This is a genomic window from Arthrobacter sp. FW306-05-C, from assembly GCF_021801725.1.
Classification (GTDB): domain Bacteria; phylum Actinomycetota; class Actinomycetes; order Actinomycetales; family Micrococcaceae; genus Arthrobacter.
The window spans coordinates 1,398,873-1,422,753 of the sequence record NZ_CP084556.1 but is presented as its reverse complement, the minus strand read 5'-3'; the positions used below and the strand labels follow the sequence as shown (position 1 = coordinate 1,422,753).

At 66.7% G+C, this 23,881-nt stretch carries 25 protein-coding genes and 3 tRNA genes; 9 read left to right on the top strand and 19 right to left on the bottom strand.

The window, feature by feature from the left end:
- Nucleotides 1-149: 149 nt before the first annotated feature.
- The 5 genes from LFT44_RS06555 to LFT44_RS06535 are packed head-to-tail and all read left to right on the top strand — an operon-like array spanning nucleotide 150 to nucleotide 4,661.
- Nucleotides 150-1,331, top strand: coding sequence for a sensor histidine kinase (locus tag LFT44_RS06555; RefSeq protein WP_236801875.1), 1,182 nt, complete (start codon nucleotides 150-152; stop codon nucleotides 1,329-1,331).
- 32 nt (nucleotides 1,332-1,363) lie between these two features.
- The gene (locus LFT44_RS06550; RefSeq protein WP_236801874.1) at nucleotides 1,364-2,080 is read left to right on the top strand and encodes a LytR/AlgR family response regulator transcription factor; all 717 of its coding nucleotides are present in this window, start codon (nucleotides 1,364-1,366) and stop codon (nucleotides 2,078-2,080) included.
- Entirely contained in the window at nucleotides 2,077-2,448 is a 372-nt protein-coding gene (locus tag LFT44_RS06545) for a hypothetical protein (protein ID WP_236801873.1), read from the top strand. Before LFT44_RS06550 ends, LFT44_RS06545 begins: the two co-directional genes overlap by 4 nt.
- A gap of 7 nt (nucleotides 2,449-2,455) precedes the next feature.
- On the top strand, nucleotides 2,456-3,922 hold the full coding sequence (locus LFT44_RS06540) for a sodium/solute symporter (protein ID WP_236801872.1): 1,467 nt from the start codon (nucleotides 2,456-2,458) through the stop codon (nucleotides 3,920-3,922).
- Nucleotides 3,923-3,941: 19 nt separating this feature from the next.
- The gene (locus LFT44_RS06535) at nucleotides 3,942-4,661 is read left to right on the top strand and encodes a hypothetical protein (RefSeq protein ID WP_236801871.1); all 720 of its coding nucleotides are present in this window, start codon (nucleotides 3,942-3,944) and stop codon (nucleotides 4,659-4,661) included.
- A gap of 21 nt (nucleotides 4,662-4,682) precedes the next feature.
- Here LFT44_RS06535 and LFT44_RS06530 read toward each other — a convergent pair whose 3' ends face one another.
- The 6 genes from LFT44_RS06530 to rpsB all read right to left on the bottom strand — a co-directional run bounded on the left by LFT44_RS06530 (nucleotide 4,683) and on the right by rpsB (nucleotide 9,722).
- Nucleotides 4,683-5,267: a DivIVA domain-containing protein gene (locus LFT44_RS06530; RefSeq protein WP_236801870.1), complete on the bottom strand. Its 585-nt coding sequence runs from the start codon at nucleotides 5,265-5,267 to the stop codon at nucleotides 4,683-4,685.
- A gap of 120 nt (nucleotides 5,268-5,387) precedes the next feature.
- The gene (locus LFT44_RS06525) at nucleotides 5,388-6,308 is read right to left on the bottom strand and encodes a phosphatidate cytidylyltransferase (protein ID WP_236801869.1); all 921 of its coding nucleotides are present in this window, start codon (nucleotides 6,306-6,308) and stop codon (nucleotides 5,388-5,390) included.
- Complete coding sequence (frr, locus tag LFT44_RS06520; RefSeq protein WP_043452867.1) at nucleotides 6,308-6,865, bottom strand: ribosome recycling factor; 558 nt, start codon at nucleotides 6,863-6,865, stop codon at nucleotides 6,308-6,310. Before frr ends, LFT44_RS06525 begins: the two co-directional genes overlap by 1 nt.
- 130 nt (nucleotides 6,866-6,995) lie before the next feature.
- Nucleotides 6,996-7,733 carry a UMP kinase gene (gene pyrH, locus LFT44_RS06515; RefSeq protein ID WP_236801868.1) on the bottom strand — a complete coding sequence of 246 codons (738 nt, stop codon included), beginning with the start codon at nucleotides 7,731-7,733 and terminating at the stop codon, nucleotides 6,996-6,998.
- 149 nt (nucleotides 7,734-7,882) lie between these two features.
- On the bottom strand, nucleotides 7,883-8,719 hold the full coding sequence (tsf, locus tag LFT44_RS06510; protein WP_236801867.1) for a translation elongation factor Ts: 837 nt from the start codon (nucleotides 8,717-8,719) through the stop codon (nucleotides 7,883-7,885).
- A 127-nt stretch (nucleotides 8,720-8,846) separates the two neighbouring features.
- Nucleotides 8,847-9,722 carry a 30S ribosomal protein S2 gene (gene rpsB / locus LFT44_RS06505; protein WP_236801866.1) on the bottom strand — a complete coding sequence of 292 codons (876 nt, stop codon included), beginning with the start codon at nucleotides 9,720-9,722 and terminating at the stop codon, nucleotides 8,847-8,849.
- Nucleotides 9,723-10,171: 449 nt separating this feature from the next.
- On the opposite strand from rpsB, the gene LFT44_RS06500 reads away from it, so the two are divergent.
- Complete coding sequence (locus LFT44_RS06500) at nucleotides 10,172-10,753, top strand: murein hydrolase activator EnvC family protein (protein ID WP_236801865.1); 582 nt, start codon at nucleotides 10,172-10,174, stop codon at nucleotides 10,751-10,753.
- A gap of 34 nt (nucleotides 10,754-10,787) precedes the next feature.
- On the opposite strand, the gene LFT44_RS06495 is transcribed toward LFT44_RS06500, so the two are convergent.
- The 6 genes from LFT44_RS06495 to LFT44_RS06470 all read right to left on the bottom strand — a co-directional run bounded on the left by LFT44_RS06495 (nucleotide 10,788) and on the right by LFT44_RS06470 (nucleotide 16,049).
- Nucleotides 10,788-11,978: an acyl-CoA dehydrogenase family protein gene (locus LFT44_RS06495; RefSeq protein WP_236801864.1), complete on the bottom strand. Its 1,191-nt coding sequence runs from the start codon at nucleotides 11,976-11,978 to the stop codon at nucleotides 10,788-10,790.
- Nucleotides 11,979-12,126: 148 nt separating this feature from the next.
- Nucleotides 12,127-12,200: transfer RNA gene (locus tag LFT44_RS06490), tRNA-Ile, on the bottom strand.
- A 75-nt stretch (nucleotides 12,201-12,275) separates the two neighbouring features.
- Nucleotides 12,276-13,472 carry a glycosyltransferase gene (locus tag LFT44_RS06485; protein ID WP_236801863.1) on the bottom strand — a complete coding sequence of 399 codons (1,197 nt, stop codon included), beginning with the start codon at nucleotides 13,470-13,472 and terminating at the stop codon, nucleotides 12,276-12,278.
- A gap of 110 nt (nucleotides 13,473-13,582) precedes the next feature.
- The gene (locus LFT44_RS06480) at nucleotides 13,583-14,491 is read right to left on the bottom strand and encodes a DMT family transporter (protein ID WP_236801862.1); all 909 of its coding nucleotides are present in this window, start codon (nucleotides 14,489-14,491) and stop codon (nucleotides 13,583-13,585) included.
- Nucleotides 14,491-15,114, bottom strand: a complete 624-nt coding sequence (locus LFT44_RS06475) for a CDP-alcohol phosphatidyltransferase family protein (RefSeq protein WP_236801861.1) — start codon at nucleotides 15,112-15,114, stop codon at nucleotides 14,491-14,493. Before LFT44_RS06475 ends, LFT44_RS06480 begins: the two co-directional genes overlap by 1 nt.
- An 83-nt stretch (nucleotides 15,115-15,197) precedes the next feature.
- On the bottom strand, nucleotides 15,198-16,049 hold the full coding sequence (locus LFT44_RS06470; protein WP_236801860.1) for a phage holin family protein: 852 nt from the start codon (nucleotides 16,047-16,049) through the stop codon (nucleotides 15,198-15,200).
- Nucleotides 16,050-16,229: 180 nt separating this feature from the next.
- On the opposite strand from LFT44_RS06470, the gene LFT44_RS06465 reads away from it, so the two are divergent.
- The 3 genes from LFT44_RS06465 (at nucleotide 16,230) to LFT44_RS06455 (ending at nucleotide 18,199) form a co-directional block, all read left to right on the top strand.
- Entirely contained in the window at nucleotides 16,230-17,453 is a 1,224-nt protein-coding gene (locus LFT44_RS06465; protein WP_236801859.1) for a multidrug effflux MFS transporter, read from the top strand.
- Between the two features lie 66 nt (nucleotides 17,454-17,519).
- Nucleotides 17,520-17,699: a glycine zipper 2TM domain-containing protein gene (locus tag LFT44_RS06460; RefSeq protein ID WP_236801858.1), complete on the top strand. Its 180-nt coding sequence runs from the start codon at nucleotides 17,520-17,522 to the stop codon at nucleotides 17,697-17,699.
- 92 nt (nucleotides 17,700-17,791) lie between these two features.
- Nucleotides 17,792-18,199, top strand: coding sequence for a hypothetical protein (locus tag LFT44_RS06455; protein WP_236801857.1), 408 nt, complete (start codon nucleotides 17,792-17,794; stop codon nucleotides 18,197-18,199).
- A gap of 88 nt (nucleotides 18,200-18,287) precedes the next feature.
- On the opposite strand, the gene LFT44_RS06450 is transcribed toward LFT44_RS06455, so the two are convergent.
- The 7 genes from LFT44_RS06450 to LFT44_RS06420 form a co-directional block, all read right to left on the bottom strand.
- A tRNA-Asn gene (locus LFT44_RS06450) sits at nucleotides 18,288-18,360 on the bottom strand.
- A gap of 135 nt (nucleotides 18,361-18,495) precedes the next feature.
- A tRNA-Asn gene (locus tag LFT44_RS06445) sits at nucleotides 18,496-18,568 on the bottom strand.
- A gap of 97 nt (nucleotides 18,569-18,665) precedes the next feature.
- Nucleotides 18,666-20,645: a DNA primase gene (gene dnaG, locus LFT44_RS06440; RefSeq protein WP_236801856.1), complete on the bottom strand. Its 1,980-nt coding sequence runs from the start codon at nucleotides 20,643-20,645 to the stop codon at nucleotides 18,666-18,668.
- A 42-nt stretch (nucleotides 20,646-20,687) separates the two neighbouring features.
- Nucleotides 20,688-20,948, bottom strand: a complete 261-nt coding sequence (locus tag LFT44_RS06435; protein WP_236801855.1) for a ferredoxin — start codon at nucleotides 20,946-20,948, stop codon at nucleotides 20,688-20,690.
- Complete coding sequence (locus LFT44_RS06430) at nucleotides 20,945-22,216, bottom strand: NADH-ubiquinone oxidoreductase-F iron-sulfur binding region domain-containing protein (RefSeq protein ID WP_236801854.1); 1,272 nt, start codon at nucleotides 22,214-22,216, stop codon at nucleotides 20,945-20,947. Before LFT44_RS06430 ends, LFT44_RS06435 begins: the two co-directional genes overlap by 4 nt.
- Nucleotides 22,213-22,770, bottom strand: coding sequence for a ferric reductase-like transmembrane domain-containing protein (locus LFT44_RS06425; protein ID WP_236801853.1), 558 nt, complete (start codon nucleotides 22,768-22,770; stop codon nucleotides 22,213-22,215). The genes LFT44_RS06430 and LFT44_RS06425 overlap by 4 nt, the downstream gene beginning before the upstream one ends.
- The gene (locus LFT44_RS06420; protein WP_236801852.1) at nucleotides 22,763-23,881 is read right to left on the bottom strand and encodes an FAD:protein FMN transferase; all 1,119 of its coding nucleotides are present in this window, start codon (nucleotides 23,879-23,881) and stop codon (nucleotides 22,763-22,765) included. Before LFT44_RS06420 ends, LFT44_RS06425 begins: the two co-directional genes overlap by 8 nt.

Sequence of the window (23,881 nt, the reverse complement as noted above, 5' to 3'; positions counted from 1 at the left end):
CGGCAGTCCCTGATCACACAGGGGCACCGCAGATGTGACACCAATCACTCTGCCGCCGTGGGTGCCGCTGGTTCCAGCACATCGGCCCCCACCGTCGCTCAACGGTCGCGATGCTGCGGCCAACGGCACCCGCCGCTACGCTGGGCAGCATGCCGGACTCCCCCCTCCTCACCGCCGCGGCCGTGGCTGTGATCGCCATGGCCATTGCCGTCGTCGTCGGCGTGGGCCTGAAGGTGCTCCGTTCCTTCCGTGAGCTGGGCACTGATGCCGAATGCGCCACCTACCACACGCTCCACGCGGCCTCCCAGGCAGGGCAGCACCTGCGGCGGGGCCTGAACCCGGCCGGAGCCGCAAAGGCCAGCCGCCAGCTCCGCGCCCTGCTTGCCTGCGATGCCCTGGCGATCACCGACACCTCGGGCGTCCTGGCCTGGGACGGCGGCGGCGAGGACATCAGGCCGCGCCTGATGGACCTCGCCGCCGAGGTCCTGTCTTCGGGCCGGGCGGCTGTACTGCCCGCGGGAGGCGATGGTACCGGCGGCCGGCTTGCCGGCGTCATCGCCCCTGTGCGGGCGGGCACCCGGGTGGTGGGTGCGGTTGCCGCCTTTGCTCCTTCCGCGGGGGCCGGCCTGGTCAGGGCGACAGGGGAAGTGGCGGACTGGGTGGCCGTCCAGGTGGAATTGGCCGAACTGGACGCCTCACGCACGCTGCTCATGGAAGCGGAGGTCCGGGCGCTGCGGGCCCAGATCAGCCCGCATTTCATCTACAACTCACTCAACGCCATCGCGTCCTTCATCAACACGGACCCGGAACGGGCCAGGGAACTCGTAGTGGAGTTCGCCGATTTCACCCGCTATTCGTTCCGGCGGCACGGCGACTTCACCACGCTGGCCGAGGAACTGCGCTGCATCGACCGCTACCTGCTCCTGGAGCGCGCCCGGTTCGGCGACCGGGTCCAGGTCAGCCTCCGCGTGGCGCCCGAAGTCCTCAGCACCGTCATCCCGTTCCTCAGCCTCCAGCCGCTGGTGGAAAACGCCGTCCGGCACGGGCTGGAGGCCAAGGCAGGTCCGGGGCATATCAGCATCACGGCGGAGGACGCGGGTGCCTTCGCCGAGGTCACCATTGAGGACGACGGCGTGGGAATGGATCCGGAGCAGCTCCGATCGGTCCTGGCAGGCCACACCGACGGGGACCACGTTGGGCTGCGGAACGTGGATGCGCGCCTCCGGCAGGTGTACGGCAACGACCACGGGCTGGTGGTGGAGACGGCGCCGGGCGAGGGAACGCTGATCACCATGCGGGTGCCCAAGTCCCAGCCCGGCCATGATGCGTAAGGCCAGCCTCCCGCTGGAAGTACCCTAGGAGAATGATTAACGTCCTCGTCGTTGATGATGAGCTGCCCGCCGTTGAGGAACTGGCCTTCCTGCTGGGCAGGGACGAACGCATCGGAAAGGTGCTGCGGGCCACGTCAGGCGCCGAAGCACTCACGGCCCTGTCCTCAGCCAGCATCGACGCCGTCTTCCTGGATATCCACATGCCCGCCGTGTCCGGCCTGGACATTGCCGGCGCGATCGCCCGGAGCAGCAACCCGCCCGCCGTCGTCTTTGTCACCGCCGACGAGGACCACGCCCTGGCCGCCTTCGAACTCGCCGCCGTGGACTACCTGCTCAAGCCTGTGCGCGCCGAGCGCCTGGCCCGTTCCGTGGGACGGATCAGCGAACTGCGCGACGGCGGGGCGGCGCCTGAGATGATCACAGTGGACCAGGGCGGAACCACCAGGATGATCCGCCGCGATGACGTCACGTACGTCCAGGCCCAGGGGGACTACGCGCGGCTGCACACCGCCGACGCAAGCTACCTCATCCGGGTCCCGCTGGCCGACCTGGAACAGCAGTGGGCAGACGCCGGGTTCATCCGCACCCACCGCTCCTACCTGGTGGCCCTGAAGCATGTGTCCTCCATGAAGCTGGCGGCCGACGGACCGCGCGTCACGGTGGCCGGCGCAGGCCTGCCCATCAGCCGCAGGCACCTGCCCATCGTGCGGGAGAGGCTGGAGGCCACCCGGATCAGGCCGCACGCATGACCCGGGTCCGCGTCACGGCCCCGCACGCGTCACCGCTCACCCAGGCCCGTGGCGCGTCAAAGCCCCTGGAGTCGCGCGAAGCGGCGCAGGAATCCGACGTTGGGCAGGTGTTCGTCCGCTCGCTGATCCGGTCCCAGCTGCGGCTGGCCCTGGTGGTGGCGGGTGGCTTCCTGCTGATCCTTGCAGCGTTCCCGCTGATCCTGGTGGTGGTTCCCGGCCTCGCCGACGCCCGCATCGCCGGGATCCCCTTTGGCTGGTTGCTGCTGGGCGCCGGCATCTACCCTGTCATCGGGCTGAGCGCGTGGCTGTACGTCAGGACGGCGGCCCGGAACGAGGCACGGTACCGGGACCTGGCGGGGGAACAGTGAGGCAGGGGTGAATGCCGGCGTCGCCATCACCGCCGTCACTGTGGTGTCCCTCGCCACCGCCATCATCGGGTTCTACGGGCTCCGGATCTCGCGCACCACGGGAGACTTCTACGTTGCCTCGCGGACCGTTCGGCCCTGGTGGAATGCATCGGCGATCGGCGGGGAGTACCTGTCCGCCGCCAGCTTCCTGGGCGTGGCCGGACTCATCCTGCTGTCGGGGACCGACGCGCTCTGGTTCCCCGTAGGCTATACCGCCGGGTACCTGATGCTGCTGCTCTTCGTCGCCGCCCCGCTCCGCCGGTCTGGGGCCTATACAATTCCGGACTTCACCGAGTCCCGCCTCGCTTCCCGGACGGTCCGCCGCGTCACCAGCCTTGTGGTGGTGATGGTGGGGTGGTTGTACATCGTGCCGCAGCTCCACGGCGCCGCGCTGACAATCCATATCGCCACGGGCCTGCCGTCCTGGGTGGGGTCCGTGGCCGTCGTGGTGGTGGTGTGCCTGACGGTGGTGGCCGGCGGGATGCGCTCCATCACCTTTGTCCAGGCGTTCCAGTACTGGCTCAAGCTGACAGCCCTGGCCGTGCCCATCCTGTTCATCATCTTCGTGCTGGCCGGGCACGGGGCCGAGCCGCAATCCCCGCCGGCCGTCAACCCGACGGGCCTGGCACCGGCCGGGCCCTACCAGAACGTGTCCCTGCTGGTGGCGCTGCTGTTCGGCACCCTGGGCCTGCCGCACGTGCTGGTGCGTTTCTACACGAACCCGGACGGGCACTCGGCACGGCGCACCACGCTGATCGTCCTGGGCCTGCTGTCCGTGTTCTACCTCTTCCCCACCGCTTATGGCCTGGTGGCCCGGATGTTCGCCCCGGACCTCGCCCGGTCCGGACAGCCGGATGCCATGGTCCTGAGGCTGCCCGGCGAACTCGTCGGCGGGATGGCCGGCGACATGCTGACCGCCCTGGTGGTGGCAGGGGCGTTTGCCGCCTTCCTGTCCACTACCTCAGGCCTGGTGGTGTCCCTGGCCGGCGTCATCAGCCAGGACGTCCTGGGCGGCAGCGTGCGGGGGTTCCGGCTCGCGGCCGTCGTGTCCGCCGTCGTCCCCCTTGGCTTCGCCTTCATGACCGGTTCCCTGGCACTGGCCGGCAGCGTCGGGCTGGTGTTCGCGTTTACCGCCTCCACGGTGTGCCCGGTCCTGCTGCTGGGCATTTGGTGGCGCGGACTGACCGACGCCGGCGCCATTGCCGGAATGGTGACCGGCGGTGTGCTGTGCGGCGGGGCAATGATCGCCGGGGCCCTCCCCGGTTCGGGTCCGGCACCGGCCTGGCTGGCACAACCCGCGGCCTGGAGCGTGCCCGCCGCGTTCGCCGTGATGGTCATCGTCTCGCGGGCCACCGCCGGCCGGATCCCGACCAGCATGCCAAGGATCATGACCCGACTGCACACCCCGGAACGGCCGCTGGCAACCGAACGGTGATCGGGAGGACAATAACGCCATGTCCACCGAGGACGGCGGCACGTCCCACCAGCACGGCTTCCACCAGGACCGCTTCCACCAGGACAGCGGGGTCCCGGCCTCCGTGCGGGCGCAGCTGCTCGCCACGGAACACTGGGGCCTGTTGGCATCACGCAGCACGGCGCAGGCGGAGGTGCTGACCCGCATCAGCATGTTCCTCACCTTCACGTCCGCCAGCGTGGTCAGCGTGGCGCTGGTGGGCCAGGCCACCGGGTTTTCGGACGCGTTCGTCCTGCTGGCGGTGGTGGTGTTGTTCATCGACGCGGCGATCGGGCTACTGACCCAGCTCCGGGTGAACAACGTGGCCCACGAGGACCTCATGTACGTTACGGCCATGAACAGGCTGCGGGCCGCCTACGTGGACCTTGACCCGGGCGTGGCGCCCTACCTGATGGCAGCCCACCACGACGACGAGACCGGCTCAGTGCAGACCTACTATTTTTTCGGCAACCGCGGCAGCTTTAGCCACGTGGCGGGCAGCAGCATGATCTTCATAACGACGGCGAACGCTGCCTTGATTGCCATCCTGGCTGGCCTGCTGGTGACACTCGCCGGCGCCGGTATGGCACCGGCCGCGGTGACGGGCGCCGTGTGCGGAACCGGGTTCCTGGCAGCGTCCGCGGTCCGCGGGTACCGGAGCTACCGCGACGTGTGGCGCCGTTTTACGCCCTTGTCCCCCACGCCATCGGCCGGGGAATAGCCAGCACCGGCGGAAGCCCCGTCAGTCGATGGCCGCCATCAGTTCGACAACGCGGTCCAGGAAGGCGTCCACCTGGGATTCCTCGTATCCTTCCTGGCCCACGGCAGGACGGAAGACTGCGCGCCGCACACTGTCCACGCTCAGCGGCTTGTCCTGCTCAAGGTAGGCGATGAGCTCATGGCACAGCCGGTCGACGTCGTGCGTGTTGTAGCTGCGCCCCTTCTTCTGGCTGGGCCGGCGGAAGCGGTCACCGTCCGGCCGGTGCAGGCGTCCCCGGAGGATGCCGGACAGGTTTCCGATTTCGCGCAGCCAGGCTTCCTCGCCCCTCGCCGCGATCAATTCGTCCCGCTCCCGTCGGGCAAAGGCATCCTCGAGCCGGTCCAGCGCTGCATCCACAACGGCAGCCGAGTAGCCGCCCTTGACCGGATCGAAGGACACCGCACGCACATCGGAGCTCTTGACGGGGTCCGTGGCAGCTTCCGGCGTCTCCAGGGAGACCCGTGCCCGCTGCAGAAACTGGTCCACCTGCTTGGCGTTGTAGCCGTACTCGCTGCGCTCCACGCGCTCAAAGGACGCAGGGATCTGCCGATGAATGTCCAATGCCACTTCGATTCCTTCAATGCTCTTCAGCCGTAGTGCTTCCGCACCAGTTTAGGGTGCCGGGCCTGGTGCGCCCGCCCGGACCCCTGTTTGTGTCAATACCGGGCCTCGCCGGGCTGGAGGGACCTAAGCGCCGGCCACAAGCCCATACAGGATGAAGGCCACGGGCGCGGCGAACACGATCGAATCCAGCCGGTCCATCACGCCTCCGTGGCCGGGCAGTATGCTGCTCATGTCCTTGACGCCCAGCTCACGCTTGACCATGGATTCGGCGAGGTCGCCGGCGGTAGAGGCAGCCACCGTTCCCACGGCCAGCACCACTCCGACCCACCACGGCTTGTCCAACACGAAGAGGGCGGCGAGGATGCCGATCAGCATGGCGCCTGCCACCGATCCTCCGAACCCCTCCCAGGATTTCTTGGGGCTGATCTTCGGCGCCATGGGGTGCTTTCCGATGGACGCCCCCACCAGGTAGCCGAAGGTGTCGTTGGAGACCACCAGCAGCAGCATGACGGCGATCTCCCACGCTCCGATGGGCGCCATGCCCCCGGGCCACAGCCCCAGCGGCGTTGTGCCGGCGGCATGCAAAGGCAGGGCGGCGAAGCTGATAAAGAACGGCACCCAGCCCAGGGTGAAGACGCCCGCGAAGATGCTGTTGGCCGATCCGGCGGCGCTTTCGATGGACCGCCAGAGCAGGACCGCCACGGCGCTCAGCAGCAGGGCAAAGAGCTGGCTTTCAATCCCGCCAAAATAGGCCGCGAACGGCATGGCCAGGGTTCCGGTCATGACCGGAACAATGGGCATCCTTGTACCGTTGGCTTCCAGCGCCCGGTAGATCTCCCAAACACCGAACACCGCGAAGGCGGTGACGATGGCGACAAAAACCAGCGGGAGGAACAGCAGCCCGCCCAGGACAGCGATGAGCATGGCCAGGCCCACCACGACGGCGGCAGGCAGGTTGCGCCCGGCCTTTGGTGTCGGGTTGCTCCTGGGCTGCTTCCCCCGTGTGCGCGCCCTGGGTGTGGGGGCCTGATCTGCCTGGCCCATCAGACTTCGAGCAGCTCTGCTTCCTTGCGCTTAAGCAGCTCGTCGATGCCGTCCACGTGGGCCTTGGTGAGGCTGTCCAGTTCCTTTTCGGCGCGGTTGCCTTCGTCCTCCCCGGCTTCCCCGTCCTTGACCAGGCGGTCCAGCGTCTCCTTGGCCTTGCGGCGGATGTTGCGGATGGAGATCTTGGCGTCCTCGCCCTTGGTCTTGACGATCTTGACGTATTCCTTGCGGCGTTCCTTGGTCAGCTCGGGAATGGTGATCCTGATGACGTTGCCGTCATTGGACGGATTGGCGCCGACCTCGGAGTCGCTCAGGGCACGCTCGATGTCGCGCATGGCGGACTTGTCGAACGGGGTGATCAGGATGGTCCGGGCGTCCGGGATGGCAAAGGAAGCCAGCTGCTGCAGCGGCGTGGGGGAACCGTAGTAGTCCACCAGGACCTTGTTGTACAGGCCGGGGTTGGCGCGGCCGGTGCGGACGGAAGCGAAGTCTTCCTTGGCTACCTCAACCGCCTTGTCCATCTTTTCTTCGGCTTCGAGCAAGGTTTCTTCGATCACGGTCTCTCCTGACGGTTCTGGTGCGGTCCGGGGCGCCGGTTATCTGCACTCACGTGGTTCTTGGTTGCTGTTTTCCGTCCCCGCCGGGAAGGGCGGGGACGGAACTGTCCTGAAATCATCCTAGCCGCAGCTAGGCAGTGACCAGGGTGCCCAGCTTCTCGCCAAGGATGGCGCGGGTGACATTGCCTTCACCCTCCATGCCAAAGACCACCATGGAAAGGTTGTTGTCCTTGCACATGGTCATGGCGGTCTGGTCCATGACGCGGATGTCGCGGCGCAGGGCATCGTCGTAGCTGAGCTTTTCCAGGCGCTCTGCAGTGGGGTCCTTCTTGGGGTCCGCGGTGTAGACGGCGTCCACCCCGCTCTTGGCCATGAGGACCACGTCGGCGTGGACCTCCAGGGCCCGCTGCGCGGCAACAGTGTCGGTGGAGAAGTATGGCAGGCCGGCGCCGGCGCCGAAGATGACCACACGGCCCTTCTCCATGTGCCGGATGGCACGGCGCGGAATGTAGGCCTCGGCCACCTGGCCCATGGTGATGGCGCTCTGCACGCGGGTTTCAACGCCTGCCTGCTCCAGGAAGTCCTGGAGGGCCAGGCAGTTCATGACCGTGCCCAGCATGCCCATGTAGTCCGCCCGGGAGCGGTCCATGCCGCTCTGGGACAGTTCCGCGCCGCGGAAGAAGTTGCCGCCGCCCACCACAATGGCCACCTCCACCTGCGGGACAGCGGCTGCGATCTGCTTGGCGACGTCGCGGACGGTTTCGGGGTCGACACCCAGTTTTCCGCCGCCGAAGACCTCGCCGGAGAGCTTCAGGAGGACGCGCCGCCGGCTCTTCTCTGAATGCGTGACAGTGTTGACGGCTTCCATGGTGCCTTCCCGTTGGTGACTCTGAAAAAAGGGTATCGTGCCGGATCCGGTAGCCGGAACCGGCCGCGCCCCAGATGGACTGGACTTCCAGTGGTTTGCGCGCATGCAAAAGGGGCGGCCACCGAAGTGGCCACCCCCTGCAGTTTCGACTAGGAGCCGACGCGGAAGCGCGTGAACGCGGTTCCCTTGACACCGGCCTCTTCGAGGACCTGTGCCACGGACTTCTTGGCGTCCTTGGCGAATGCCTGGTCAACCAGGACCTCACCCTTGTAGAAGCCCGTCACGCGGCCTTCCACAATCTTGGTGAGGGCGGCTTCGGGCTTGCCTTCGGCCTTGGCGGTCTCTTCGGCGATGCGGCGCTCGGACTCAACGAGCTCGGCCGGAACGTCCTCGCGGGTGAGGTAGTTCGGAGCCATGGCGGCAATGTGGACGGCGACGTCGTGGGCGGCGGCGGCAGCGGCTTCGCCTTCACCGTCAACTGCGAACAGCACGCCGACCTGGGCCGGGAGGTCCTTGGAGGTCTTGTGCAGGTAAGCATCTACCGTTGCACCTTCAATGCGGGAGATGCGGCGGACAACAACCTTCTCGCCCAGGATGGCGCCCTCTTCGACGACCACCTCGGAGAGCGGCTTGCCGTCAACGTCGGTTGCCAGCAGGGTGTCGAGGTCGGCAGCGCCGGACTCGACGGCCACGGCCAGGACCTTGTCGGCCAGCTGGATGAACTTGTCAGCCTTGGCAACGAAGTCGGTCTCGCAGTTGACCTCGATCATGACGCCGACGCCGTTGCTGACCTTGGCGGCCACGAGGCCCTCAGCGGTGGAGCGGCCTTCACGCTTGGTAGCGCCCTTGAGGCCCTTGATGCGGATGATCTCGATGGCCTTCTCGGCGTCACCGTTGGCCTCGTCAAGAGCCTTCTTGACGTCCATCATGCCGGCGCCGGTGCGCTCGCGCAGGGCCTTGATGTCAGCGGCAGTGTAGTTCGCCATGTGAACCCCTCTGTCTAGAAATGTGTGGTGGTGTACGGACCGACAGGACGGCAACCCACGGGTGCGGGTTGCCATCCTGTCAGCAGCTCCGGCTGCGGACAGCGCGGAGAATCCGGATTTAAATGTCTTACTTGGCGTCTTCGGCGGGAGCCTCGGCAGCGGGAGCCTCGGCAGCGGGAGCTTCGGCGGCAGCCGGAGCTTCAGCGTTTTCTGCCGGAGCGGCGGCGGCTTCTGCCTTGCTGCCTTCGAGGAGCTCGCGCTCCCACTCGGCCAGCGGCTCTTCCGGAGCTTCGGTGGCGCCCGTGCCGCGGTTGTTGCGGGCGATCAGGCCCTCGGCAACGGCGTCGGCGACAACGCGGGTCAGGAGGTTCACGGAGCGGATGGCGTCGTCGTTGCCCGGGATCGGGAAATCAACTTCGTCGGGATCGCAGTTGGTGTCCAGGATGGCCACAACCGGGATGTTCAGCTTCTTGGCCTCGTCAACGGCGAGGTGTTCCTTCTTGGTGTCGACAACCCACAGCACGGACGGTGCCTTGGTCAGGTTGCGGATACCGCCCAGGTTGGACTCCAGCTTGGTGAGCTCGCGCTTGAGGAGCAGCAGTTCCTTCTTGGTGTAAGCGGAACCGGCGACGTCGTCGAAGTCGATCTCTTCGAGTTCCTTCATGCGCTGGATACGCTTGGCGACCGTCTGGAAGTTGGTCAGCATACCGCCGAGCCAGCGCTGGTTGACGTAGGGCTGGCCCACGCGGGTTGCCTGCTCGGCAATTGCTTCCTGGGCCTGCTTCTTGGTGCCGACGAAGAGCACGGTGCCGCCGTGGGCAACAGTGGCCTTGACGAACTCGTAGGCGCGGTCGATGTAGGACAGCGACTGCTGCAGGTCGATGATGTAGATGCCGTTGCGCTCGGTGAAGATGAAGCGCTTCATCTTCGGGTTCCAACGGCGGGTCTGGTGTCCAAAGTGGACGCCGCTGTCAAGCAGCTGGCGCATGGTTACGACGGGCATTCCGGCGCTCCTTATTTTCCGGCAGGTCATTCATGAGAAAACCCGGAGGCTTCTTACCCTGCCAATAGTTGACGGTTGATTAGCGTGGCCCGGTTGGGCCGTGCTCCTGGCATCCACCGTTCTTCCCATCAGGAACAAAGCCTGACCGCAGGAAGTGCGGTCCTCCAATGGCGACGCCGGGGCGTTGCCTGCCGGAGGGCTGGATGCGCGTAGTCAGCCGCCGCTCCCCCACACTCCTGAATGAGATGTGCCGACGCAATCCGGACAGGGCGATGCACCACGAGGGTGGGCCACTTGGACGGGAAGCGTTGAGGGCGCAGCAAACTGCTCCATCAAGTGTACTACAGGCGCTCCCGGCTGCTGGACAGGAAAGTGCCCCGCCGGAGGCGTTGTCCACATAGCCGGAACCGGGGCTGCCGGCCCCGCAGGCAGCCGGGCAGGCTGGTGGCATGAAACCACCGGTCCTCCTGGCAGCGCTCCTGCTGCTGCCGGCGTCCGTGGCCTCACCCGGCCCGGCCTTCCAGTACACCGCGGCTCACGGGCAGCCTTCCCGGGCCCAATCCGCAGGCACCCAGCCGGGAGGGACGACGACGGCTGCCGGGGTGGGTGCCAGGCCTTCCTGGCAGTGGCCGCTGGCACCGCGCCCGCGGGTCTTGCGGGGCTTCGATCCCCCGCCCAAGCCATGGCTCACCGGGCACCGCGGCGTGGACCTGGACTTCGCGGCGGGAACACAGGTTGTGTCACCGGCGGCCGGAACGGTCAGCTTCGTGGGCGTGGTGGTGGACCGCCGCGTGATCACCATCGACCACGGCGGCGGGCTGCGCAGCAGCTTCGAGCCGGTGGACAGCACGCTGGTCGCAGGGTCCACCGTGGCGGCCGGCCAGGTGATCGGGACCGCCATCCCCGGCCACTGCCCCGCGGCGCAGTGCCTGCACTGGGGAGTGCGGGAAGGAGAGGAATACGTCAATCCCCTGCAATTTGTCCTGGACCTTCGCCCGTCCATCCTGCTTCCCCTGCCCGGCCCGCCGTAGGCCGGCAAGAGGAAGCAGCAGAGGCGTTTCCTGTTTAGACGATGGCTGAGATGCCCGTGATGGCCCGGCCGGTTACCAAGGTGTTGATCTCGGCGGTGCCCTCATAGGAGTAGATGGCCTCGGCATCGGCGAAGATCTTGGCCATCTCATAGTCGGTCACGATCCCGTTTCCACCCAGGATGCCGCGACCCAGGGCCACGCTGTCCCGCATGCGGCCGGTGGCGAAGGCCTTGGCCAGGGCGGACTGTTCGTCCTTGGCCGCGCCCGCGTCCTCCAACTGGGAGAGGCGGACCATCATGCCCATGGAGCTAACGGTATTGCCCAGGATCCGGACCAGCTGGTCCTGGATGAGCTGGAAGGAGGCAAGCGGCCGTCCGAACTGGTGCCGCTCCACGGCATAGCGGCGGGCAACATCGAACGCGGCCAGCTGGAGCCCAACGGCCTGCCAGGCAACGGAAAGCCGGGTGGCCTTGAGTACCTTGTTGACGTCGCGGAAGCTGTTGGCGTTGGCCAGCTTGAAGTGGTCCGGGACAACCACGTCCGTCAGGACGATGTCGGCGTTCTGGACGGTGCGCAGGGAGATTTTGTTTTCGATCTTTGTGGCGCTGAATCCAGCCAGGGTGGTGTCCACCAGGAAGCCCTTGACCTGGTTGTCCGCAACATCGCGGGCATAGATGACCACCCAGTCGGAGAAGGTGGCGTTGCCGATCCACCGCTTTGCCCCGTTGAGGATCCAGTTGCCGCCGTCCCGGCGCGCCGTGGTGCGGGTTCCGCCGGCCACGTCGCTGCCCCCCAGCGGCTCGGTCAGGCCGAAGGCGCCAATCTTCTTCAGGGCATAGATGTCGGGCAGCCACTCGTCCTTCTGCTCCTGGGATGCCAACAGCTCGATGGAACCGGTGAAAAGCCCGTCGTGTACCCCCAGGAAGGTGGCGATCGATGCGTCGGCACGCGTGACCTCGGCATGCAGCATTCCCGCGAAGAGGTTCGAGTAACCCTGCCGCCGGACCGGGCTGACCAGGTCCAGGTCGGCGAACTTGGGCACCAGCTCCATGGGGAACTCTCCGCGGTTCCAGCAGTCCACGGCAAGGGGTTTGACCTCGCGCGCCAGGAAGTCGCGGACCTCGGCGAGCCTGTCCTGTTCCTTGCCGGACAGAAGCTGCTCGAAGGCGAAGAAGTCGCCGTCGGCGTAAGGAAGCTCGTGGGATTCGGCTGCGGAGGTTGCCATGGGTACCTTCTTTGGTGATCAGCGCTGGCCGTGCCGCGGAACCGGGCACGGAATGTTACTGGGCAGTAACTTACCGCAGGGGTTCGGGTTAACCAAGAAGAACCGCGCCCGACGAAGACTGTCGTGCGCGGTTCTTCCTGGTTGGCGGTAGGGCTACTCGGACTTGAACCGAGGACCTTAGGATTATGAGTCCCGCGCTCTAACCAGCTGAGCTATAGCCCCCCAAACCCTGCGTATACGTCATGGAACACCACGCTCCAGCAGGGCAAAAACACTCTAGCAAACCCGGGAACTGGTTCAGACCACCTTGTCCTCGTACGTGGCGCCCCGGTACAGGTCCTCGAAGGTCTGCAGCGTTCCCTGGAGGCTGTGCGGCTCCACCATCTGCCGGCTGGCCCGGCCCATGGCGCGCTGCTGGTCCTCGGGAAGCTGCAGGACCTGGGTGATCTTCTTGGCGAGGTCGTCACTGTCGTTGGGGGTGAAGAGGTAGCCGTTCTCGCCATCGCGCACCAGGTGCGGCAGGGCCATGGCATCGGCCAGGACCACCGGGGTGGAAGCGGACATGGCCTCCAGCGTGACCAGGGACTGCAGCTCAGCCGTTCCGGGCATGCAAAACAGGTCCGCCTGGATGTACGCCTTGCGCAGTTCTTCGTCGCTGGCAAGGCCCAGGAACTTGACCCGGCTGCTGAGCCCGAGCCGCCGCACCAGGTCCTCAAGCGCAGGGCGCACCTCTCCCCCGCCCACGATTTCCAGGTGAACGTTCAACTCGGGCGGCGTCTTGGCGATGGCCTCGATGAGCACGTCCACATGCTTTTCCTCCGCAAGGCGGCCGGCGAACAGGACGGTGGGATGGGCATGCGGTTCGATGTGCTCGCCGGGCTGCAACTCATAGGCCGTTGAGTCGATGCCGTTGGACAACGGGAGCACCTTCCGCAGGAAGGCGTGCTCGTGCATGGCCCGGGCGGCAAGCGGCGTGGGGGTTGTCACCACGTCGGCCTGGCCCATGACCTTGCCCATGTCCTTCCAGGAAACCCGCCCGATGATGTCCTTGAACCACTGCGGGAACGGCAGGAAGGGGTTGAGGTTTTCGGGCATGAAGTGGTTGGTGGCGATGATCCTGACGCCGCGCTTTACGGCCTCGTAGAGCACGTGCTCGCCAATCATGTAATGGCTCTGGATGTGCACGACGTCAGGCTTCACGCGGTCAAAGAGGAGGCTGATTTCCTTCTTGATTTCCCACGGGAAGCAGAGGCGGAAGCTCTCGTGGGTGAACGCCTTGTGCGAGCGGAGCCGGTGCACGGTTGCTTCCTCGCGGAACTCGGTGAAGCTCTTTCCCTTGCTGTCGCGGGACGCCAGGACATGGACGTTGTGGCCCCGGGCAGTCATGCCCTTGGCCAGGCGGTAGCCAAACTGGGCAGCACCATTGACGTCCGGCGGATAGGTGTCGGCGGCGATGAGGATGGTCAGGGGACGCTGGTCGGCTGGCGTGGTCATGGGGAGTACTCCTGATGGTCACGGTGCGGACAGCATGTAACTGACAGCACGGTTGGCCGGTGGCGCCGGGGCGCAGGCCTCGTGGGTTGCTGAATCTGGACGGAAATGGGCTAGTGGGACGGCCTGCCGGCGGCCTTGCGCGCGTCCTTCTTGCGCTTGGTGACCTCCGGGTGGTGCCGGGAAAGGGCGATTACCCCAACGATAGCAAGGCACGCAGCCGTTCCCATCGCAATGGCCATGACCGCATGGACGTCGGGACGCAGTTCGCCCAGGATGATGATGCCGATGGCAATGCCCACCATGGGATCGATTACCGTGAGTCCGGCGATGACCAGGTCGGGCGGCCCTGTGGAGTAGGCGCTTTGCACGAACCACGAGCCCAGGCCGCCGGCCGCGATGATGGCCACCACTGAGTACCACTGGACGTTGAGCAGGAAGAGTCCGTTGGGGTCCAGGAGGTGTTTGCCGATGATCCGGGTAAGGACCGCCACGAAGCCGAAGAGGATGCCCGCGCCCAGGATGTAGATGAACGCATTCATCCGGTGCCTGAACGTCACTGCCAGCGTGCCGAACAGCCCCACAGCCAGGGCCAGCAGCAACACGATGGTGAGCTCGTCCTCCGGGCTCACATGATGGTTTTCCTGGGTGACGTTAACCGCCAGGAGGACAAAGAGTGCCGAGCCGGTGACGCAGGCGCCGATGGAGACGGCGGTGGCGCGGTTGATGGACAGGTCCTGGTCGCGGGCGTTGACCACGGTAGTGATTACCAGGGCGATGGCGCCGATGGGCTGGATCACCGTGAGCGGCGCGGACACCAGGGCTACGGCGTTCAACGCCATGCCGGTGCACAGCAGCAGGAGCCCGAGCATCCACCGGGGATTGCGGAGCAGGCGCAGGAAGCCGTTGGAACTCAGGGCGAGTCCGCCGGTATCGGCTTTGACGGCGCTGCCCTGGCGCTGGGCACCCAGGGCGAGGCAGAAGGCGCCGAGCACCGCCAGGCCGACGGCAAGCCACACCATCAGCCGTTCCCGCCGTCGTGCTGTTTAAGTTCCCTGCCCTTTCGCAGGATGGCCCAGAAGTAGTTGTACGCGGCAATCCAGTGGCCGATCAGGCCCAGGCCTAATACCACCCAGGCGGCTACGAAGAGCTGGTTCGAAGCGCCGTTATCCAGGCGGGAGAGGACCAACAGCGGGGTGCCCAGGAGCAGCAGCCCGGTCCGCACCTTGCCCACCAGGCTGACGGGAAGGTCCGGATGGCCATGGAAGAAGGACAGCGTCAGGGCCAGCAGCACGGCATCAGGGACCACCAGCGCGGCCAGGTAGAGCCAATGCACGACGCCGGCAATCACCAGGGTGAAAGCCACGGCCAGCAGGGCCAGCCGGTCGGCGATCGGGTCCAGGACCCTGCCGAGCTTGGAGGCCTGGTCAAAGCGCCGGGCAATGTAGCCGTCAATCCAGTCCGTACCGGCCATGACCGCCAGGACGATCACGCCGGCGCCGTATTCCTTCTGGGCCAGGACCAGCCACATGAAGAGCGGAACACCCATGAACCGCACCACTGTGAGCAGGTTGGGGATGGTGAACACGAGGTCGTGGTCCACCTGGGGACGGCCGGGGCGGGCGCCTGCACCAATGAATTTCACCCGTCCCCCTCTCCTTCCTGCTGCGCCGGAGCGCGGTGTTTCAGTGATTGATTGTGTGCCGGGAGTGCTTGTGGAGCAGCAGGCTAGTTGGAACGGAACAACCTGCGGAGGAGGACAACCAGGACGGTTCCTGCGGCCACGAAGGCGGCCAATGGCTTCCAGCGCCTGGAGAGGTCCGTGGAACCGGACAACGCCGCGAGCCTTTCGCCCGCCGCGTCCACGCCGTGCTGCGCCAGCACCTGGCCTTCGCGCACCTTGACCTGCGCAGCGGCCAGCAGGTAGCGGGCCTGGGTCTTGAAGTCCAGCTCAGTACCGAGTTCGTCGCGGACCTCGGTGAGGTGGTGCCGCCGCTGGCTCAGGCGGCGCGCCAGCTCGGGTTCGGAGGCGTGCGGGAACTCCTGCTGCTCACGGGCCGCTTTCGCTTCCTTTTCAGCCTTCGCCTTGGCAGCGGCCTCGGCCTTGGCCGCCTTCGCAGCCTTCGCCTCGGGGCTCTCCGGATCCAGGATGGCGGGGTTGAACGCGGAGCCTTCCCGGGCAACGCCGATATCGTGCCTGATGCCGCGGATGGTTTCCTCGGGCATCAGCGGCATGGCCTTCTTGAACCGCGCGAGGCCAATCAGCCCGCCGACGAGCGCTATCAGCAGGAAGGCCGCGGAGACCAGGAGGGCTGCCAGCCAGGCAGGCATGATGGTGGCCAGGCCCATGATGGCCGCGACAATCAGGCCAACAACCAGGAAGGCCAGGAAGAGGAGTGCCACCGCGAAGAAGGCCGCGGCCACCCCCACCTGGATGCCCTTGCGTTTGAGTTCGATCTTGGCGAAGGCGATCTCGTCGTTGAGCTGGCGTGGGGCCAACCGAAAAAGGAGTCTTGCCGTTCCGGGCAGCGCAGTGATGCGCAATCCTGGGCTGGTACGCCCGCTGTGACGTCCGCTCATCGGTTCCGCCTTACTGGTTTCATGGGTCGATACTGCTTCCGTTTGCTGCGGAAATGTGCAGCCGCACAGTCCACGCCACCAAAACTACCATTCAGGTTCAGGGCGAACTTGGGGGCTTGCCGGACGGCGCGGCCTACAACGCTGCAAAAAGAGTCCTGGCCGGGCCTAGGATTGTTCTCCGTGACCAATCCCCCCAATCCGGGCGACCTGCTGAGCCGCCGCCGCAAGCTCCTCTACATCCTCCTCCTGGGCGCCCTGACAGCCCTCGGTCCGTTCACCATCGACCTCTACCTGCCCGCCTTCCCCGCGCTGGAGGCGAGCCTTGGGGTGACCGAGGCGCAGGTCCAGCTCACCCTGGCTGGCACCACCGTCGGTTTTGCGTTCGGCCAGCTGGTGGTGGGCCCCTTCAGCGACAAGTTCGGGCGACGGACCCCGCTGATCCTTGCCACTGCAGTGCACATCGCAGCGTCGATGGGTGCAGCCCTGTCCACTGACATCGCCACGCTGGGGGTGTTCCGTGTCCTCATGGGCGTGGGCGCGGCCGGCGGCGGCGTGGTGGCCATGGCCATGGTGCGCGACCTGTTCTCCGGGTACGCCATGGTGCGGATGTTCTCGCGGATGGCCCTGGTCAACGGGCTGGCGCCCATCCTGGCACCCGTGATTGGTTCACAGCTGCTCCTGGTGATGCCGTGGCCCGGCATCTTCGTGTTCCTGGCCGCATACGGGACATTGGTCATCGTGGCGGCCCTGGTCGTGGTGCGTGAAACGCTTCCGCCGGAGAAGCGGGGCCAGAGCGGCATGACGGCCAGGCAGCGCTACAAGGCGCTCTTCAGCGACCGGATCTTCGTGGGGCTGCTCTTGGTGGCCGGCTTTAATTTCGGCGGCCTCTTTACGTATCTGTCCGCCTCCCCGTTCCTTTTCCAGGACGTCTTCGGGTTCTCGGCCCAGCAGTACGGGCTGCTCTTCGGCATCAACTCGCTGGGCATCGTGGCGGGCGTGCAGACCAGCTCGCGGCTGATCAGGATCGTCCCGCCGCAGTGGATCCTGGCCTGTGCCACAGCGTGGATGTTCCTGATGGCCGTGCTGATCGTGGTCCTGGACCAGCTGGGCCTGGGGCTTTGGGGCGTCATGGTGCCCCTGTGGTTCTACATCCTGGGCACCGGCTTCATGTTCCCCTGCGTGCAGGTGCTGGCCCTGGCAAGCCACGCCTCCCAAGCGGGAACCGCGGCATCCCTGCTCGGCGCGGCCACATTCCTCATGGCCGGGCTGATCTCCCCCGTGGTGGGCTGGGTCGGCATCACCAGCGCGGCACCCATGGGGGCGGTTCAGGCATCGTGCATCCTGGTGGCCATTGGAGCACTCTGGCTGGTGGTCCGGCCGCGCACGGTTCCTTCCATTCACTAAGTACCCTCGATCCATCAGGGACTTCAATCCACTGACCGCAGCCGCCAGGCACCAGGAAGGCAGCACATGGCCCGCAAACCGCACCGCAATGGCAGGGGGCTCTTCCTCGGGGCGGTGCTTGGCGCCGTCGTGGGCTATTTTGCCGGCCGTGCCGTGGGCAACCCCGCCTGGGGCATCATCCTGGGGACGCTGGCGGGCGCCGCACTCCTGTACCGGGTGAATCCGGGCCGCCGCAACCGCCGCTGACTGCTCCTGCTGCCGGACTTGCCGGTTGACGCCCGCCGTTCCTGGCTTGCGGCGGCACTGCGCGATAGAGCCCAGCGCGATAAAATGATCGCGTGTCCAGCTGGCAGAACCAACCGCCTCTTCCGGCCACATGGCAACGGTGCGACGCCAGGATCCTGCCACTGTGGTGGGAGCGGCTGTGCGCGCAGGCAGGCCAGCAGTCGGCGGCGCTGTATGCGGCAGGTTTGTTCACGGAGGACCGGCGCCGGCCCATCGCCCAATGGTTCAACCCAGCCTTCAAGGCCGCCCTGCTGGTGGCCCCGGAAACCTCGCCGGAATGGCCTGTGCAGCGCTTTGGCATCTTCTACGCCCCGCCTGATGCCGGGTTTGTCCGGATCCACTCGGCCCCGCACGAATGGAATCCGCGCGAACCCCGAAAGTCCCCCACCGAGCGGGAAGCGTTCGAGTCAGCCATCGCCGAGGCCGAAAGGTTCCTGCAGGTGGAAATGGACTTCGTGTGAGCCCATCTTCCCCATCCCAGGCTTCCAGGTCCGCGGCAAGAAAAAATCCCCGTTCCTCCAGTTGGAGGAACGGGGATTTTTCGTAGCGCTCCTCCTGCTGGACTTGAACCAGCAACCCTTCGATTAACAGTCGAATGCTCTGCCAATTGAGCTAAGGAGGAATGAAGCAGGTATGACATTAGCAAAGGTTTCCGGCCCAAGGGAAATCGGCGGTTTTCCGGGCCAAAACAAGCCTCACGGCGTACAAAACGGGCAACAAAAATCCCCGTTCCGGAAGCCGGAACGGGGATTGGAAGCTCCTCCTGCTGGACTTGAACCAGCAACCCTTCGATTAACAGTCGAATGCTCTGCCAATTGAGCTAAGGAGGAATGAAGCGGGTACCAGCCTAGCAAACACCCGCGGCGGAAACGAAATCGGGCGGGACGTGACCTCCCCCACTTCCTGGTGCCGCGCGGACGCCGCGGCCTATGCCTCGGCCCGCAGTGCCCGGCGTTCCATCTCAAGCATCATCAGTTCGCGGTTGAGCCGCTGGTACGTTTCCGGGTCGGCCGCGGCGTCGAGTCGCTGCAGCTGGCCCATCTTGTCCGCCTTGATCCGGGTGATCTGGAGTTCGAAAAGCCGGGACAGGATGTCGCGGCAGTACTTCAGCACCGCCTCCTCCGTATGGGCCGGAAGCGGCACCACCGAAAGTTCCGACACCAGTGGCCGCAGCGGTTCCGGGACCTCATGCATGACGTGTTCCACCCAGCGCACGGGGTCACCCACCAGTCCTGGCCCGGTGGCGCGCATGGCGTCATGCACGGCCTGGAAGGCAGGGGTGGAGAAGCGGGCTGCGTCGAAGCGGTCCCAAACGTCGCCGGCCAGCAGCGACGGCTGCTGCAGGGCCACCTCCAGCGCCTGCCGCTCCATGGAGGCCACGGGGTCGCGCGGGTCGGGACGGTGGAAGGAAGGGACAGCGCCCGACGACGGCCCGGCAGCCACGCCGGGGCCGCCGGCAGGGGCCTGGCCGTTTTGGCCCTCGAATCCCCTGCCCTCGTAGCCTTGGCTGCGCTGCTGCTGTCCACGGTTGGTGGTGCCCTGGCCGCCGGGACCTCCGGCGTCCCCCCGTTTCGCTGCGTTCTTCACCTCGGCATTGACCATGCGCAGGACCTCATTGGGGTCGGGCATACCCAGCCAGCCGGTCAGCGCCTGGCAGTAGCCGGTCCGGGTGGAACCGTCGCGGATGGCCGCCACCACCGGCACCGAAGCCTTCAGGCCCTGGACGCGGCCCTCCACGGTGTCCAGGTTGAACTGCTTCAGTGTGGTGCGGATGGCGAACTCGAACAGGGGCCGCCGGGACTGGATCAGGGCGTGCACTGCCTCGTCCCCCCTGCTGAGCCGCAGGTCGCAGGGATCGGCTCCGGTGGGTTCCACGGCCACGAAGGTCTGGGCGGTGAACCGCTGGTCCTCCTCGAAGGCGCGCAGGGCTGCCTTCTGCCCGGCGGCGTCGCCGTCGAAGGTGAACACCACTTCTCCCCCGGTGCCGTCATCGGACAAAAGCCGCCGGGCGACCTTAATGTGCTCGGTGCCGAACGCGGTGCCGCAGGTGGCCACCGCCGTCGTGATTCCTGCAAGGTGGCAGGCCATGACGTCCGTGTAGCCCTCCACCACCACCAGCTGGCGGTCCTTGGCGATGCTCTTCTTGGCCAGGTCGATACCGTAGAGGACCTGGGATTTCTTGTAGAGCGTGGTCTCCGGGGTGTTGAGGTACTTGGGGCCCTGGTCGTCCTCGTAGAGCTTCCGGGCGCCGAAGCCGATGGTGTCGCCGGCGATGTCCTTGATGGGCCAGATGAGGCGGCCACGGAAGCGGTCATAGATGCCCCGGTTTCCCTCGCTGAACATGCCGGTGAGCTTGAGTTCGGCATCGGTGAAGCCGCGGCCGCGCAGGTGCTTCAGGAGCCCGTCCCAGCCCTGCGGGGCGTAGCCGCAGCCAAAGTGTTCCGCGGCTGCCCGGTCGAAGCCCCGGCCGAACAGGAAGTTGCGGGCCTCGGCCGCGCCGGGGGTGAGCAGCTGGGCGCGGAAGAACTCGTCGGCGATCTTGTGCGCGTCAAGCAGCCGCTGGCGCCGGCCCACTTCCTCGCGGTTGGGCCCGGTTCCGCCGTCCTCGTAGCGCAGCTCGTACCCGATCCGCGCAGCGAGCTTTTCCACAGCCTCCTGGAAGGAACTGTGGTCCTGCTTCTGCACGAAGGCGATGACATCCCCGTCCTCACCGCAGCCGAAACAGTGGTACCGGCCCACCTGGGGACGGACGGTGAAGGACGGCGAGCGCTCATCGTGGAAGGGGCACAGACCCTTGAAGGTTCCCAGCCCGGCGCCTTTCAGCGTTACGTAGCCGTCAACAACTTCCTTGATGTCCGTGCGCTGGCGTACTTCATCGATATCTTCACGTTTGATCAGCCCAGCCACACAGCAATCTTAGTGTCACTGGCTTGGTGCCACCGGCCCGGCCTACCTGCCGGGTGTCCGCTGTCCCGGTTCGGACGCCGTCCGCTGCACCAGGCTGAGTGCCAGCTTCGGGCAGAGGAAGACGGCCTCCTGCGCCGCGTCCAGGTCGGCGTCCCGCAGCGGAACGTTGGTGCGTTCACCGCCCACCTTGCCGCGCGCCACGGGGTACCCCCAGTCGTCCCGGTCGAGCACACCGGGAAGCAGTTCCGAGCACAGGCCGCGGCCATCGCAGCTGGTCCAGTCGATGTGCAGGTACGTTTTCATGCCGCCACGCCTCCCGGGCCTGCGCAGTACCCGGCCAGGTGGGCGCGGAAGTCAGCGGCGAAGACCTCCAGGGCGCTGCTGACCAGTCCCGTGGTCCCCTCCGGGTGGCGGCATGCGCCCCGCCCGGAGACCAGCCGCCCCAGGCGGTCCAGCTCGGCGGTAAGCCGCGGATTCGTTTCCCCTCCCGCGATCCGGTTGAGGACTGATGCCATGGCCGGCAGGCCGAACATGCAGGGGCCGCACTGCCGGGCGGACTGGCCGGCCAGGTAGCTGACGATCCCGGCCGTGGCCTGGATGCCGCAGGTCTGCAGGTCCAGGGCGTGGATTACTCCCGCTCCGGGGCGGGCCGTCCGGCCCGGCGGCCCCGCGGGTGCAAGGGCGTGGTCTGCCGGCCGCACCCACCGGCCGTGGTACCCGCCCACCAGGACGGCGGACAAGGAACCGGGATCCATCCCAGCTTCCTTCAGGACGGCGGAAAGTTGCACACCGCCGGGTACCTCCAGCACCACGTCCAGTACCGGGGCTGGCCCGGAGACGGACACCAGCCTGGTGCCAGGGTCTGCGGCGGTGCCCGCCTGCCGGAACCACAGCGCGCCATAGCGGGCGATCAAGGCCACCTGGGCCAGGGTCTCGACGTTGACCACCAGTGTGGGGCGGCCGTTCAGGCCCGACTCGCTGAGGCGCCGGCGCTGGTCCGTAGGCAGCGCGGTACCGTTCGCAATCATGTTGACGACGGCGCTCGACTCACCGGAGATGAACGTTTCGGGAGCCTGCACCACATGGATCCGCCTGCCGCCCGGACGCTCCCCTAGTGCTTGCCTAAGGCGGGGCAGGCTGGCCGCCGGCGCGTAGACGTACATGCTGGTGCCGCCCGTACTTGTCTGGCTGCCTGTTCTGCCGCCTGTTTGGCCCAGGGCGGCGGCGAGCGCGACCAGCCCGTCAATGACCAGGTGGGGCGCGTGTGCGAGGAGTGTCCGGTCCTTGAAGCTGAGCGGTTCGCCCTCGGCACCGTTGGCAATCACCACGGGGCGGGCGGCAAACAAACCCTTCCGCCCGGAACCGGCAGCGGCGGTGGCCTTGCGCCAGGTTTCGAATGCGGCTCCTCCCCGGCCGGTTAGTCCGGATTCAGCGAGCACTTCCAGCAGGCCCGGTCCTGCCGCCTGCGGCTCCCACGGGCCGAAGGTGTCCAGGTGCCGCGCCCACCCTGCATCAGGGCCTGCCGCCAGGAGGCGCGGCTCCTGGCGGTGGCTGTCACCCGGTTGGCTCACGGGAGGTTTCCTTGCCTGGCGCGGAAGGTTTCGAGAAAGGACGGGCTCAGACGCCACACCATGGCCGCGGCAACGGCCACCGCGGACACGGCAGCGAGGAGGAGGAACCATCCGCTTGACACGTCAGTGCCGTTTCCGAGGGCGTGCGCCATGGCAACCGGCCAGACGCCATAGCTGAGCCAGTGGACGGCCTTGAAGGCACGTTGCCCGATCCGGTGCTGCAGCAGCCCCGTGACCACGACGGCCAGGACCAGGTCCAGGGCGACGGTTCCCAGCCCCTGCCAGAACGGCTGGTACGACCCCAGGAATGGCACCACGATATCCACGGGATTTAGCTTGGCAAAGGAGTCAAGGAGCAGTGCTCCAACGTGCAGCCCCAGAAAAACCGTGGCGAGCAGGGCAATGTTCCGGTGCAGGAGGCTGATGGAGAACCGGGGCAGCACCAGCAGGGGCCGGCCTGACCGGTTCAGGATGCCCAACAGTACCGACGCGGTAAACAGTGCCAGTGACACGAAGCCGCTGACGCGCCCGAAAGCCCACATTGCCTCATCCATGGCTCAGGCCTCCCCTTCCGGAGCTTTTGGCTGGGCGGAAGCTTTCGGCGGGGTTATAGCTTTCGGCAGGGAGATCGTTCTCGGCGGGCCAACCCCCGGTGGTCGCCACCCTGCCGCGGCTGTCCACGAACCGTGCGGATATGCCCTCGCCCCGGAACCACTCGAGGGACTTGAAGCCGCGCACGATGGCCGCGGTGCTGAAGGCGTTCGCTTCGAGGCAGGTAGGCGCCGCCACAGTCACCGAGCGCCACACCGCTTCCGCAGGCAGGCCGAAACGGGGGTCAAGGATGTGGTGGACCTGGCTGCCCCGATGGAGCCAGCGGCGCTTTTGGGTGCTGGAAGTTGCCAGGGCAAATCCCGGAGCCAGGGAGATGTGCTGGGCGGGGTCGGCGGGAAGGTCCTGCACCATGACCTGCCACTGGCCGGGGTTCACGTCCGACTGGTCCTCCTGCCGGATGTGCTGCTGGTGCGGCCCAGGTCCTGCGCTGGCAAGGTCTCCGCCCAGGCTCACGAGTACCCCGCAGCCCAGCCGCCGGTGCACCTCGGCAGCGGCAAGGTCGGCTGCGACAGCCTTCGCCGATGCGCCCAGGTCAAGGCTAAGCCCGGCCGGCAGGGTCAGCGTGTCGGCGTCGAGGCGGAGGCGGGACCAACCGGGCTCCCGGGTGGCCACCGCGTCCGAGTGCACCGGCGAAACCGGCAGGCTGCGGATCCCCGGCGTGGCAGTTAGGGCCGGACCGTGGCCCAGGGCTGCCAGATCCGCTCCCAGGGTGGGATCAACAGCGCCGTCGGTCATCCTGGCGGCGTCCAGGGCACGCTCCAGGAGCAGCCGGAACATGGGGCTCACCCGGACGCCGGATGCCATCCGCGGCTGGAGCGCCACCAGTTCCGAATCTGCGCGGAAGCGGCTGCAGGCACGGTCCACCGCCGCCAGCACCTGACGAACGATCTCTTCCCCGGCATCCAGCGAGCCGGGGACCGTCACCGTGATGGCTGCCTCGAGTTCCCATACCGTCCAGCTGGATTGTGCTGTGGGAGCTACAGCTGCTTCGCTTTCAGGGGCCGCTGCAGAATCGTGGCCACCAGTGCGGTGGGTGGTGTCTGAACCGGCCAC

Excerpts from the sequence above, each read along its gene's own strand:
- LFT44_RS06555 (WP_236801875.1), top strand. The coding sequence starts at position 150 with ATGCCGGACTCCCCCCTCCTCACCGCCGCGGCCGTGGCTGTGATCGCC.
- LFT44_RS06550 (WP_236801874.1), top strand. The coding sequence starts at position 1,364 with ATGATTAACGTCCTCGTCGTTGATGATGAGCTGCCCGCCGTTGAGGAA.
- LFT44_RS06545 (WP_236801873.1), top strand. The coding sequence starts at position 2,077 with ATGACCCGGGTCCGCGTCACGGCCCCGCACGCGTCACCGCTCACCCAG.
- LFT44_RS06535 (WP_236801871.1), top strand. The coding sequence starts at position 3,942 with ATGTCCACCGAGGACGGCGGCACGTCCCACCAGCACGGCTTCCACCAG.
- LFT44_RS06525 (WP_236801869.1), bottom strand. The coding sequence starts at position 6,308 with ATGGGCCAGGCAGATCAGGCCCCCACACCCAGGGCGCGCACACGGGGG.
- pyrH (WP_236801868.1), bottom strand. The coding sequence starts at position 7,733 with ATGGAAGCCGTCAACACTGTCACGCATTCAGAGAAGAGCCGGCGGCGC.
- tsf (WP_236801867.1), bottom strand. The coding sequence starts at position 8,719 with ATGGCGAACTACACTGCCGCTGACATCAAGGCCCTGCGCGAGCGCACC.
- rpsB (WP_236801866.1), bottom strand. The coding sequence starts at position 9,722 with ATGCCCGTCGTAACCATGCGCCAGCTGCTTGACAGCGGCGTCCACTTT.
- LFT44_RS06500 (WP_236801865.1), top strand. The coding sequence starts at position 10,172 with ATGAAACCACCGGTCCTCCTGGCAGCGCTCCTGCTGCTGCCGGCGTCC.
- LFT44_RS06495 (WP_236801864.1), bottom strand. The coding sequence starts at position 11,978 with ATGGCAACCTCCGCAGCCGAATCCCACGAGCTTCCTTACGCCGACGGC.
- LFT44_RS06485 (WP_236801863.1), bottom strand. The coding sequence starts at position 13,472 with ATGACCACGCCAGCCGACCAGCGTCCCCTGACCATCCTCATCGCCGCC.
- LFT44_RS06480 (WP_236801862.1), bottom strand. The coding sequence starts at position 14,491 with ATGGTGTGGCTTGCCGTCGGCCTGGCGGTGCTCGGCGCCTTCTGCCTC.
- LFT44_RS06470 (WP_236801860.1), bottom strand. The coding sequence starts at position 16,049 with ATGAGCGGACGTCACAGCGGGCGTACCAGCCCAGGATTGCGCATCACT.
- LFT44_RS06460 (WP_236801858.1), top strand. The coding sequence starts at position 17,520 with ATGGCCCGCAAACCGCACCGCAATGGCAGGGGGCTCTTCCTCGGGGCG.
- LFT44_RS06435 (WP_236801855.1), bottom strand. The coding sequence starts at position 20,948 with ATGAAAACGTACCTGCACATCGACTGGACCAGCTGCGATGGCCGCGGC.
- LFT44_RS06425 (WP_236801853.1), bottom strand. The coding sequence starts at position 22,770 with ATGGATGAGGCAATGTGGGCTTTCGGGCGCGTCAGCGGCTTCGTGTCA.